Origin of the sequence: Paragemmobacter straminiformis (assembly GCF_014243445.1) — a bacterium.
Lineage (GTDB): Bacteria > Pseudomonadota > Alphaproteobacteria > Rhodobacterales > Rhodobacteraceae > Paragemmobacter > Paragemmobacter straminiformis.
This window is the reverse complement of sequence record NZ_JACLQD010000010.1, coordinates 24,978-36,142: the sequence shown is the minus strand read 5'-3', so window position 1 is coordinate 36,142 and position 11,165 is coordinate 24,978. Positions and strand designations below refer to the sequence as shown.

Genomic DNA, 11,165 nt, shown 5'->3' with positions numbered 1-11,165 from the left:
CGAGGGAGGGGCGCGCGGGCAAAGGGCGCGGGGGAGGGGTGGCGAGGGACGGGCGGTCGAGGGGTGGCGCATGGGCCAAGGGCGCGGGGGAGGGGTGGCGCGGGACGGGCTGGTCGAGGGGTGTCGCACGGGCGAAGGGCGCGGGGGAGGGGTGGCGAGGGACGGGCGGTCGAGGGGTGGCGCGCGGGCGAAGGCCGGGGGGCGGGCGCGTGCGGGACGGGCTGGTCGAGCGGCGGCGCACGGGCAAAGGGCGCGGGGGTCATGGGCGAGGGGCGGCGCGCGGGCTAAGGGCGCACCCGCAAAGGGCGTGGCTGCGTCGGGTCTTTCGTTTCGGGCGGGAAGCGACTAGGTGAAGGAAGGGCCACAAGGATCGCTTCGGCATGTCATTCCTGAAGAAACTGCGCGACCGGATGTTCCGGTCTTCGGACAAGATCGGTGAAGGGCTGGAGGCCTTGGTGGCGGATGATGCCGCCGCCAACGGGGCCGCTGCGCAGGCGGTGGCGGAGCCCGAGGCCAAGCCGGGGTTGCTCGGGCGGATCTTCGGCAGCGACGAGCCGCGCAGGCTGGTCGATGACGCGATGCTCGAAAGCCTTGAGGATGTGCTGATCGGCGCGGATATGGGGGTCGAGACCGCAGGGCGGGTCACGGCCAATATCGCCGAGGGCCGTTTCGGCAAGCGCATCAGCACGCGCGAGTTGCGCGCGGCGCTGGCCGGAGAGATCGCGCGGATCATGGAGCCCGTGGCGCGGCCCTTGCCGCTTTATGCGCACAAGCCGCAGGTCGTGCTGGTGGTGGGCGTGAACGGATCGGGCAAGACCACGACGATCGGGAAGCTGGCGAGCCAGTTCAAGGCGGCGGGAAAATCGGTGGTGATTGCCGCCGGCGACACGTTCCGCGCCGCCGCGGTCGAGCAGTTGCAGGTCTGGGGGCAGCGCGCGGGCGTGCCGGTGCTGACCGCACCCGAAGGCAGCGACCCCGCCAGCCTTGCCTTTGACGCCCTGACCAAGGCGCAGTCCGAGGGGGCGGACCTGTTGCTGATCGATACGGCGGGGCGGTTGCAGAACCGTGCCGACCTGATGGAGGAGCTGGCCAAGATCGTCCGCGTGCTGCGCAAGAAAGACCCGAGCGCGCCGCACAATACCCTTTTGGTGCTTGACGCGACCACGGGGCAGAACGCGGTGAGCCAGGTCGAGATTTTCCGCAAGATCGCGGATGTCACGGGGCTGGTGATGACCAAGCTTGACGGCACGGCCAAGGGGGGCGTGCTGGTCTCGCTTGCGGACAGGTTCGGGCTGCCGATCCATGCCATCGGGGTGGGCGAGCAGATCGACGATCTGGCGCCCTTTGATCCCGAGGATTTCGCCAAGGCCCTTGTCGGGCAGGAATGAGAACGTGAACGCGCCCTGCTTGAAAGCGGGGCGGGTTTCGGGCGAGGGTGCGCCGCAGGATGCGCAAGGGGCAGGCGATGGACGGGCAGCAAGGCAAGAAGATCAACCCGATGCTGAAACTGGCGCTGGAACTGGGGCCGGTGGTCCTGTTCTTTGCCGGATACATGAAGTTGCGCGACCAGACGGTGACGTTGTTCGGGTCGGATTACAGCGGCTTTCTGGTGATGACGGCGCTGTTCATTCCGCTGATGGTCATCACCACGGGCATCCTGTGGGCGCTGACGGGCAAGCTGTCGAAGATGCAGGTCGCGACGGTGGTGCTGGTCGTGGTCTTTGGCGGGCTGTCGGTCTGGCTGAAGGACGAGCGGTTCTTCAAGATGAAGCCGACGATGATCTACCTTTTGTTCGGGGGGATGCTGGGCTTCGGCCTGCTGCGGGGGCAGAGCTATCTGAAGCTGGTGATGGAAGAGGCGCTTCCCCTGAAGCCCGAGGGCTGGATGATCCTGACGCGGCGGCTTTGCGCGTTCTTCTTTGCGCTGGCGGTGGCGAACGAGGTGATCTGGCGCAGCTTCTCGACCGAGGTCTGGGTGAATTTCAAGACCTTCGGGCTGACGGCGGCGCTGTTCCTGTTCTTCATGAGCCAGAGCGGGGTCTTGAACCGCTACGGCATCGAGGAAGACGAAAAGGGCTGAGACAGGGCGCAAGGATTTCGGCGCCGGCATCGGGTGCCTGCCAGGCAACAGGTGCCTTGCGGCGGTGATCCGTTGCAGGGGAACCGTCGGGGAAGGGGGCCGCAGGAAGCGCGTGGCCGGAATGGAAAAGGGCGGCCCGAGGGCCGCCCTTTCCGTATTCTATGCCGTGGCGGATTATGCCAGAGCGAGGTTGGTCGCGGATTCGCGGCCGTTGCGGTCACGCTCGAGGTCGAAGGTGACGGCTTGGCCGTCATTCAGACCGCGCAGGCCGGCACGCTCGAGAGCGCTGATGTGGACGAAAACGTCCTTCTGGCCGCCTTCCGGTGCGATAAAGCCGAAGCCTTTGGTGGCGTTGAACCATTTCACGGTGCCGTTGGCCATCGTGAGATCTCCTGTCTTAAGAATGCCACCCGCAGCATGCGATGGCTCGGCTCAGGGTCATCAAGGTCGCGTCTGAAGCCCGAGGGGAGACAGAAGGTCGAAAGATCGAATAAGCCCACAAGGCATGCGCCCTTTGTGGCGGGATAGCAAGGGGATTCGCCCGACAGGCGAAAAGAGCGGCGGGAGTTGGCCGCCCTTTCGCCTGCGGGTCACGGTCGCAGGGAGGCTTTCGCAAATGTCGCGGGCGACATTCGGGTCAGCGTTTGAACAGGATTTCCTGCGCCTTGCGGTCGGTCGTGGTGGCGCTGCGCAACTCGGCCCCCACGGCGGCGCCCTTGACGAAGGCGGGGCGAGCGGCAAGCTCGTCAAGCCAGCGCTTGAAATTCGGCTTGTCGTCGAGGGTCTGCTGCTGGCCCTGCCAGCCCATCGCCCAAGGCCAGATGGCGAAATCGGCGATCGAGAGGAAATCGCCTGCGGCGTAGCGGTGTTTGGCAAGCTGCTTGTCGAGGACGCCGTAAAGGCGGCCCACCTCGCGCTTGTAGCGGTCTTTGGCGTAGGGAAGATCGTGGGGCGGGTCCATCGAGGGGGCATAGGTCAGGAAGTGGTGCGCTTGCCCCGCCATCGGGCCGACGCCGCCCATCTGCCACATCAGCCACTGCTCGACCGCGATGCGGTCGCGTTCGGTCGCGCCGGAGAACAGGCCGGTCTTGCGGGCCAGATATTGCAGGATCGCGCCGGATTCGAAGATCGAGACGGGGTTGCCGTCGGGGCCTTCGGGATCGGTGATCGCGGGCATGCGGTTGTTCGGCGCGATGGCGAGGAATTCGGGTTTGAACTGGTCGCCCGCGCCGATGTTGACGGGGTGGATGGTGTAGGGCAGGCCCATCTCTTCCAGCGCGATGGTGATTTTCTTGCCGTTGGGCGTGGGCCAGTAATACAGCTCGATCGGGGCGGTCATGGCGACTCCTGTGGATTTGGCGCGATCATGGCGAAATCGGCGGCAGAGGCAAGTTGACCCGCCCATCACAAAGGCGTATGCCGCCCTTCGTGGCGCTTTGTTACCGGATTGCGGGCCACGTTAAACATTCCGCTAAAGAGGTTTCAGGGCAGATGCGCCCCGGGGCCTTTGGGTTTCCGGGGCTTTTCTTTGGCCGGAGGCCATGACGATGACCGAATGGAAAACGCGCACGAAGCTGGTGCATGAAGGCAGCCGACGCAGCCAGTATGGCGAGATGGCGGAAGCGATCTTCCTGACGCAGGGTTTCGCCTATGAAAGCGCCGAAAGCGCCGAGGCGCGGTTCATCAAGGCGGGCGATGACGAGTTCATCTATGCGCGCTACGGCAACCCGACCACCCGCATGTTCGAGGAGCGCATCGCGGGGCTTGAGGGGACCGAGGACGCCTTTGCCACCGCAAGCGGCATGGCGGCGGTCAACGGCGCGCTGACCTCGATGCTGCGGGCGGGGGACCATGTCGTCTCGTCGCGGGCGCTGTTCGGGTCGTGTCTTTACATCCTCGAGGACGTGCTGACGCGCTATGGCGTGAAGGTGACCTTCGTCGACGGTGCCGATCTGGAGCAATGGCGCGCGGCGGTGACGCCGGGGACCAAGGCCGTGTTCTTCGAGTCGATGTCGAACCCGACGCTCGAACTGGTCGATATCCGCTCGGTGGCGGAAATCGCCCATGCGGCGGGTGCGCTGGTGATCGTGGACAACGTCTTTGCGACGCCGATCTTCTCGCGCGCGGTGGATCAGGGCGCGGATGTGATCGTCTATTCCACGACCAAGCACATCGACGGGCAGGGCCGCGCGCTGGGCGGCGTGGTCTGCGGCACGAAGGAATACATCCGCAAGGTGCTGGAACCCTATATGAAGCATACCGGCGGGTCGATGAGCCCGTTCACCAGCTGGATCATGCTGAACGGCATGGCGACGCTGGATCTGCGCTGCCGTGCGATGGCCGATTCGGCTCTGACCATCGCCCGCGCGCTCGAGGGCGATGCGCGTCTGGGGCGGGTGATCTATCCGGGGCTGGAAAGCCATCCGCAGCATGGCCTTGCGATGGCGCAGATGGGGTCGGGCGGCACGCTGGTGACATTCGACATCAAGGCGGGCAAGGAGGCGGCGTTCCGCTTCATGAACGCTTTGAAGATTGCCAAGATTTCCAACAATCTGGGCGATGCCAAGACGATTGCCACCCATCCGGCCACCACGACGCACCAGCGCCTGTCGCCCGAGACGAAGGCGCAGCTCGGCATCACGCCGGGGCTGATCCGGCTGTCGGTCGGGCTGGAGGATGCGGGAGATCTGATCGAGGACCTGATGCAGGCCTTGCAGGCCACGGGCGAGTAACCTTTGATTAACCAAAGGCTGCCAAGTTCGCTTTTGGCAGGGAAGATGTCTGTTTGCGCTGTTCTGGAATTTCGCGGGGCGGCGCATTATGTAGGAAGCAGGCAAGGCGCAGGGAATCTGCGCCTTGCTGTGATCCGGGCGGAGGAGCCGCGCGTATAACCTGCTGACATTGAAGGCGGACCCGAGGGTCGTGCCGGAACCGAAAGGCGACTGCGATGAATATCCACACCCCCGAGCTTGACCGTCAGCCCAGCCGCGAGGAGGCCGAGGCGGCCCTGGCCGTGCTGCGGCGTTGGGCGGGCAAGGCGTCGGACACGGATATTGCCAAACTCGACGCGGCGGTGGGCTATCTGCTGCCGGGCGAGGGCTATCCCGCGATGAGCCGCGCCTATCCCGAGGATTTCGTGGTGGACGACGCCTACAAGGCGGGGCTGCCCGATTTGCAGAACGGACCGAGCAGCCTGATCCGTGGCGAGAAGCAGGTGATCCAGCATGTCGGCATCTCGAACTTCCGCCTGCCGATCCGCTACCGCACCCGCGACGCGGGCGAGCTGACGCTGGAAACCAGCGTGACGGGCACCGTTTCGCTCGAGGCCGAGAAGAAGGGCATCAACATGAGCCGCATCATGCGGTCTTTCTATGCCCATGCCGAACGCGATTTCAGCTTTCAGGTGATCGAACACGCGCTCGAGGACTACAAGCGCGATCTGGAAAGCTTCGATGCGCGCATCCAGATGCGCTTTTCCTTTCCGGTGAAGGTTGACTCGCTGCGGTCGGGCCTGTCGGGCTGGCAGTATTACGACATCGCGCTGGAGCTGGTCGACGTGGCCGGGGTGCGCAAGAAGATCATGCATCTCGACTTCGTCTATTCGTCGACCTGCCCCTGCTCGCTGGAACTGTCGGAACATGCCCGCCGCACGCGGGGGCAGCTGGCGACGCCGCATTCGCAGCGCTCGGTGGCGCGGATTTCGGTGGTGGTCAATCCGGGCAACCGGCTGTGGTTCGAGGATCTGATCGAACTGGCGCGCGCGGCGGTGCCTACGGAAACGCAGGTGATGGTCAAGCGCGAGGACGAGCAGGCCTTTGCCGAGCTGAACGCGGCCAATCCGATCTTTGTCGAGGATGCGGCGCGGTCCTTCTGCCAGGCGCTGAAAGGGGATGCGCGGATCGGCGATTTCCGCATCATCGCCAGCCATCAGGAAAGCCTGCACAGCCATGACGCCGTTTCGGTGCTGACCGAGGGGCCGACCTTTGCGGCCGAGAGCCTCGACCCGCGGCTGTTCTCGACGCTGTTCCATGTCGGCTGACCGACGGGGCGCCGATTTGCAGCCGGAGCGTTGACCGCGCCACTGCCTGCGGTGTAGCCCGAACGCATGGTCGATATACGCCCCATCGCCTATGTCCTCGGCTGGATCCTGATGGTTCTGGCCGGGTTGATGCTTTTGCCGGCTTTCGTGGACTGGAACGCCCAGAACGGCAATGCCGACGATATTCTGCAGGCGGCGCTGGTGACGGCGGGGGTCGGGGTGCTTCTGGCGATCTCGTCCGCGAATGCGACGCGGGGGGCGTTCGACCTGCGCTCGGCCTATCTGCTGACGGCGGCCATCTGGTTCGTCGTGCCGGCCTTTGGCGCGCTGCCCTTCATGCTGGGCGCGCCGAGGCTGCATTTCACCGAAGCCTATTTCGAGGCGGTCTCGGGGATCACCACCACGGGGGCCACGGTGATCTACGGGCTGGACAGCCTGCCTGCGGGGATGAACCTGTGGCGGGGATTGCTGAACGCGGCGGGGGGGCTGGGGATCGCCTTTGTCGCCATGATCTTCCTGCCGGTGATGCGGGTGGGGGGGATGCAGTTCTTCCGCACCGAAGGGTTCGACACCTTTGGCAAGGTGCTGCCACGGGCGACCGACCTCGCCAGGCAGTTGCTGGGGGTCTACATCGGGTTGATCGTGATCGCGGGGGTGACCTATTCCATCATCGGGATGACACCGCTCGATGCGGCGGTGAACGCGATGGCCTCGATCGCCACCGGAGGGTTCTCGCCGCGCGACGTGTCCTTTACCGCCTATCAGGGGGCGGGCGAGTATTTCGGTGCGCTGTTCATGGTGCTGGGGTCGCTGCCCTATGTGCGCTATGTCCAGCTTGTGAACGGGCAGACGGGGCCTTTGTGGCGCGACAGTCAGGTGCGGGCCTATCTGAAGATCATCGGCTGTGCCGTGGGCACGGTGACCCTGTGGCGCTGGCTCACCTCGGACATGGCATTCGAGCCTGCCTTGCGGGAAAGCCTGTTCAACCTTGTCTCGATCATCTCCTCGACCGGTTTTTTCAGCGGCTCTTTCCCGACATGGGGCGGCTACATGCTGGTCGTGGCCTTCGTGATCGGGGTGATCGGGGCCTGTTCGGGGTCATCCGCGGCGGGGTTGACGGTGTTCCGCGCGCAACTCGTCGCGGCGGCGCTGGTGCAGCAGGTGCGGCAGATCGTGTCGCCGGGGCGGGTCAGTCCGGTGAAATACGACGGGCGCACGGTCGAGCCGGATGTGATGGATGCGCTGATCCTTTACGTCACAGGCTATGTGCTGACGCTGGGGGTGCTGACGGTCGCGATGACGCTGATCGGGCTTGATACGCAATCGGCGCTGTTCTCGGTCTGGTCGGCCTTGGGAAACATCGGCTACGGCTTCGGGTCGATCGTGGCGCGGACCGGAACCTATGTCGACCTGCCCGATGCGGGAAAGTGGATCATGACGCTGGCGATGCTGCTGGGGCGGCTTGGCCTGCTTGCGATCTTCGTGCTGGTCCTGCCGCGGTTCTGGCGGCGCTAGCCCCCTGCCCGCGGCTTTTGCGGCACGGGCGGGATCTGAGTATTTGGGCAAGGCTGAAGCAGGTGCCGCGCCTTTGGCCTTTCATGCTCGTGCAAATATCCTCGGGAGGAGGCGCGGCACGCGCCGTGGGGGGCAGACAGCCCCCCGCGACGGCCGGATCATTCCCAGCAGGAGACGAGGACGGTCATGCCCTGGGCGCGGGCCGAAAGGTCCTGCGGGGTCAGGGCGGTCTGGTCTGTGGCGGTGGCGGGCGTGATGCCTGCCTGTTGCAGCAGCGGGGCGATGGCGCTGGCAGGGGCGGCGAAGGCGACGCCTTCGGGAAGCTGGCGCGCGCCCGTGCCCTTTGGCAGCAGCACGCCCGCGACGGCCCCCGAAGCGGTGAGGACCGGGCCGCCCGCATCGCCCGCGAGCGCCGCGAGGGTCAGCCGGTTCAGCGTCGCTTCGCCATCGAGACCCGTCGTCGCCTCGAGGATGCCATAGGTCAGCACGGGGGCGGGAAGCGTGTCTTCGTAGCTGTAGCCCGATACGGCGATTTCGGCCCCTGCCGTGGCGGGGGTAAAGGCGGCGCTGGCGGGGGGCGAAAGCGGGCTTGCCGGTTTCAGAAGGACAAGGCCGCTTGCGGTATCGGATGCAAGGACGCGCGCCTCGGTTCTGGTGTCGAGGGTGATGCGGCCGCATTGGGCGGTGGCCTCGGCGGTGGTGAGGACCGTGCCTTGGGCATCGACGTAGAAACCCGTGCGCGACAGGCGCGGGCGCTTGATCTCGAGCCCCGAAAGCAGCCCCGCCTTGCTGCCCGCCGAGAGCGGCACGAGGCCGGGGTCGAGCGCGCGGTCGCCGATGGGGCGGAAGCTGGTTTTGAGCATGGTCAGCACGCGCTGCATGTCCGGTGCCGTGGCGGGGTTCCAGCTGACCAGCCAGCCCTTGACCATGCCGCGCGCGGTGGTGGCATAGGCCTCGGTGATGCGGTCGGCGCTTTCGCCGCGCAGGGTGAAGCTTTTGCCGTCATTGGCGCGCGGGCCTGACGCGGGGACGATCTGGAGCGTTTGCAGCGTGTCGAAAAGGCCGGCGAGGGCCGCTTCCTCGCCCGGTTGGCTGATGAGGATGATGCGGGTGTCGCCGCCGTCCTTGGCGGTGAAATGCACGAAGGGCGGTTCGTAATGGTCAAAGGCCACCAGCGCGAGCGGCAGGGAGGCTTCGATCCCCGCCTCGTTCTCGGTGACGGTCTGGAAGCCGAAGGCGGTTTCCTCGGCGCGGTAGGCCGAAAGCAGGTCGGCGCGCTGGCGCGTGGTCAGAACGCCCGTCGGTTCGAGCGATTGCGCGCTTTGCCATGCCGCCATCGAGGCGCGGGTGCCGCGCCCGAAGGCGCCGTCGACGGTGCTGTCGTAAAAGCCGAACCACATGAGCGCGCGCTGGAGGTCTTCGCGGTCGGTCTGGGACAGGGCGGCTTCCGAGGCGCGGGCCTCATCCGGGGTTTCGTCGATGAAGGCGGGTTGATCGGGTTCCGATGTCAGGTTTGCCGCTGTGTCGGGTGCCGTGGCGTCTGGTGCGGGGACATCGGATGCGGGGGCATCGGCAAGGGGGGCGTCGGGTTCCGGCACGCCGGGCGTGGTTGCGCCGACGGGCCAGAACATCGGGCCGAAACTTGCGCCATCGGATACGAAGCTGTCGCCCGGGATCAGGTTTTCGCCCCGCAATTCGGCGCGGCGGGCTTCAGCCTGCGCGTCGGTATAGGGGCCGAGGGCGATGACATACCAGCCCGAGCCGGTCGAGAAGCCGTTCACGTCCTGAAACAGCCCCTCCCAGGCGCGGGCGCGGTCTTCGGCGGCGGCCAGCGTGGGCTGGGCTTCGATCTGGATCCAGCGTGCATCTTGTGCGGAAGCGGCGGTGACGAGGGTGAACAGAAGAACGAAGAGGGAAAACGCCTGTCGCATCATTCGGGCTGGTCCGTTTTGCATCGTGTGGTTGCGGGTGTGTGCTGGGCGGACCCTAGCGAGGGCAGGGCGGGGATGCACGTGCTTTCGTGCGTTGCGCGGCCTTGGCGTGGCATTGACCCCTGCGGGGCCATTGCCTATGGAGGGGGCGGTTTTGAAAAGGGTTCCCCGCATGGCCGATACCGTCATTCCGCCGCGCAGTTTTCAGGAGATCATCCTGCGTCTGCAATCCTATTGGGGGGCGCAGGGCTGCGCGGTGTTGCAGCCCTATGACATGGAAGTGGGCGCGGGCACCTTCCACCCCGCGACGACGCTGCGCGCGCTGGGGTCGAAACCCTGGGCCGCGGCTTATGTCCAGCCATCGCGCCGCCCGACGGACGGGCGCTATGGCGAGAACCCGAACCGTTTGCAGCATTACTACCAGTATCAGGTCCTCATCAAACCCTCGCCGCCGAATTTGCAGGAGTTGTATCTGGGCAGCCTGCGGGCCATCGGCATCGACATGGGGCTGCATGACATCCGCTTTGTCGAGGATGACTGGGAAAGCCCGACGCTGGGGGCCTGGGGCCTTGGCTGGGAGGTGTGGTGCGACGGGATGGAGGTGAGCCAGTTCACCTATTTCCAGCAGGTCGGCGGGCACGACTGCCGCCCCGTATCGGGCGAGCTGACCTATGGGCTCGAACGTCTGGCGATGTATGTGCTGGGGATCGACCATGTGATGGAGATGCCGTTCAACGATCCGGCCTCGCCCATTCCGCTGAAATACGGGGATATCTTCCGCCAGACGGAACAGGAATACAGCCGCTGGAATTTCGATCAGGCCGATACCGAGATGCTGTTCCAGCATTTCAAGGACGCCGAGGCCGAATGCGAGCGTATCCTTGCGGCTGATGCCACCGACAAGGCGGGGCGGCGGATCGTGATGGCGCATCCCGCCTATGACCAGTGCATCAAGGCGAGCCATCTGTTCAACCTTCTCGACGCGCGGGGGGTGATTTCGGTGACCGAGCGGCAGGCCTATATCGGGCGGGTGCGGGCCTTGGCGAAGAAATGCGCCGATGCCTTCGTGACCACCGAGGCCGGCGGCGCCGTGCCGGCTGCCGTGTCGGGCGGGGTGGCGGCGTGAATGGCAAGATCGTCGGAGGGTTCCTTGTGCTGACGGGTCTGGTTGCGGGCGTGGCCATGTACTGGTTGCAGGTCTATGCGTTCTATCAGGACGCCAGCTTCACGCCGGGGGACGAGATCGAACTGACCAGCATCGAAAGCGGGCAGCCCGAGCCCATTCTGGTCGAGGGGATCACGGGGATCGACGGCGACAGCTCGCCCATCCGGTTCCGCGCCTGCTTCCGCACGCCGATGACGCTGGCGATGCTGACCGAGACCTACAGGATATACCCCGCGCCGACGCCGCTGACCGCGCCGTCGTGGTTCGGCTGTTTCGACGCGCCCGCCATCGGTGCGGCGCTGGAAAGCGGCGAGGCGGTGGCCTTCATGGGCCAAGAGAACATCCACCCCGGCGTGGACCGCGTGGTTGCGGTCTTTGCCGATGGCCGTGCCTATGCCTGGCAGCAACTGAACGGCTCCGAAGGAAACGAGTGAC

At 65.8% G+C, this 11,165-nt stretch carries 10 protein-coding genes and 1 riboswitch; of the genes, 7 read left to right on the top strand and 3 right to left on the bottom strand.

Going from position 1 to position 11,165, the window contains the following annotated elements:
• The first annotated feature begins 380 nt into the window (after positions 1-380).
• A complete protein-coding gene (ftsY, locus tag H7F16_RS19420; RefSeq protein ID WP_185799301.1) occupies positions 381-1,388 on the top strand; it encodes a signal recognition particle-docking protein FtsY in 1,008 nt (335 codons plus the stop codon).
• A gap of 77 nt (positions 1,389-1,465) precedes the next feature.
• Complete coding sequence (locus H7F16_RS19415) at positions 1,466-2,080, top strand: inner membrane-spanning protein YciB (protein WP_185799300.1); 615 nt, start codon at positions 1,466-1,468, stop codon at positions 2,078-2,080.
• A gap of 174 nt (positions 2,081-2,254) precedes the next feature.
• On the opposite strand, the gene H7F16_RS19410 is transcribed toward H7F16_RS19415, so the two are convergent.
• Together H7F16_RS19410 and H7F16_RS19405 are read right to left on the bottom strand one after the other, a co-directional pair.
• Entirely contained in the window at positions 2,255-2,461 is a 207-nt protein-coding gene (locus tag H7F16_RS19410) for a cold-shock protein (protein WP_185799299.1), read from the bottom strand.
• 256 nt (positions 2,462-2,717) lie between these two features.
• Complete coding sequence (locus tag H7F16_RS19405; RefSeq protein WP_185799298.1) at positions 2,718-3,419, bottom strand: glutathione S-transferase N-terminal domain-containing protein; 702 nt, start codon at positions 3,417-3,419, stop codon at positions 2,718-2,720.
• Positions 3,420-3,498: 79 nt separating this feature from the next.
• A riboswitch (SAM riboswitch) is annotated at positions 3,499-3,576 on the top strand.
• A gap of 51 nt (positions 3,577-3,627) precedes the next feature.
• On the opposite strand from H7F16_RS19405, the gene metZ reads away from it, so the two are divergent.
• From metZ to H7F16_RS19390, 3 genes are all read left to right on the top strand, one after another.
• Positions 3,628-4,812, top strand: a complete 1,185-nt coding sequence (metZ, locus tag H7F16_RS19400) for an O-succinylhomoserine sulfhydrylase (RefSeq protein ID WP_185799303.1) — start codon at positions 3,628-3,630, stop codon at positions 4,810-4,812.
• 215 nt (positions 4,813-5,027) lie between these two features.
• A complete protein-coding gene (folE2, locus tag H7F16_RS19395) occupies positions 5,028-6,119 on the top strand; it encodes a GTP cyclohydrolase FolE2 (protein ID WP_185799297.1) in 1,092 nt (363 codons plus the stop codon).
• Positions 6,120-6,185: 66 nt separating this feature from the next.
• A complete protein-coding gene (locus tag H7F16_RS19390; protein WP_185799296.1) occupies positions 6,186-7,634 on the top strand; it encodes a TrkH family potassium uptake protein in 1,449 nt (482 codons plus the stop codon).
• Positions 7,635-7,792: 158 nt separating this feature from the next.
• Here the strand turns inward: H7F16_RS19390 and H7F16_RS19385 are convergent, their stop codons facing one another.
• Complete coding sequence (locus H7F16_RS19385; protein ID WP_185799295.1) at positions 7,793-9,568, bottom strand: peptidoglycan-binding protein; 1,776 nt, start codon at positions 9,566-9,568, stop codon at positions 7,793-7,795.
• 169 nt (positions 9,569-9,737) lie between these two features.
• Between H7F16_RS19385 and H7F16_RS19380 the strand changes: the two genes are divergently transcribed.
• Both H7F16_RS19380 and H7F16_RS19375 read left to right on the top strand, forming a co-directional pair.
• Positions 9,738-10,691: a glycine--tRNA ligase subunit alpha gene (locus H7F16_RS19380; RefSeq protein ID WP_185799294.1), complete on the top strand. Its 954-nt coding sequence runs from the start codon at positions 9,738-9,740 to the stop codon at positions 10,689-10,691.
• Positions 10,688-11,164 (top strand): DUF6446 family protein, encoded by a 477-nt coding sequence (locus H7F16_RS19375; protein ID WP_185799293.1) that lies wholly within the window; start codon positions 10,688-10,690, stop codon positions 11,162-11,164. Before H7F16_RS19380 ends, H7F16_RS19375 begins: the two co-directional genes overlap by 4 nt.
• Position 11,165 lies beyond the last annotated feature (1 nt).

Excerpts from the sequence above, each read along its gene's own strand:
- H7F16_RS19405 (WP_185799298.1), bottom strand. The coding sequence starts at position 3,419 with ATGACCGCCCCGATCGAGCTGTATTACTGGCCCACGCCCAACGGCAAG.
- H7F16_RS19380 (WP_185799294.1), top strand. The coding sequence starts at position 9,738 with ATGGCCGATACCGTCATTCCGCCGCGCAGTTTTCAGGAGATCATCCTG.
- H7F16_RS19410 (WP_185799299.1), bottom strand. The coding sequence starts at position 2,461 with ATGGCCAACGGCACCGTGAAATGGTTCAACGCCACCAAAGGCTTCGGC.
- H7F16_RS19415 (WP_185799300.1), top strand. The coding sequence starts at position 1,466 with ATGGACGGGCAGCAAGGCAAGAAGATCAACCCGATGCTGAAACTGGCG.
- ftsY (WP_185799301.1), top strand. The coding sequence starts at position 381 with ATGTCATTCCTGAAGAAACTGCGCGACCGGATGTTCCGGTCTTCGGAC.
- H7F16_RS19390 (WP_185799296.1), top strand. The coding sequence starts at position 6,186 with ATGGTCGATATACGCCCCATCGCCTATGTCCTCGGCTGGATCCTGATG.
- metZ (WP_185799303.1), top strand. The coding sequence starts at position 3,628 with ATGACCGAATGGAAAACGCGCACGAAGCTGGTGCATGAAGGCAGCCGA.
- H7F16_RS19385 (WP_185799295.1), bottom strand. The coding sequence starts at position 9,568 with ATGATGCGACAGGCGTTTTCCCTCTTCGTTCTTCTGTTCACCCTCGTC.
- folE2 (WP_185799297.1), top strand. The coding sequence starts at position 5,028 with ATGAATATCCACACCCCCGAGCTTGACCGTCAGCCCAGCCGCGAGGAG.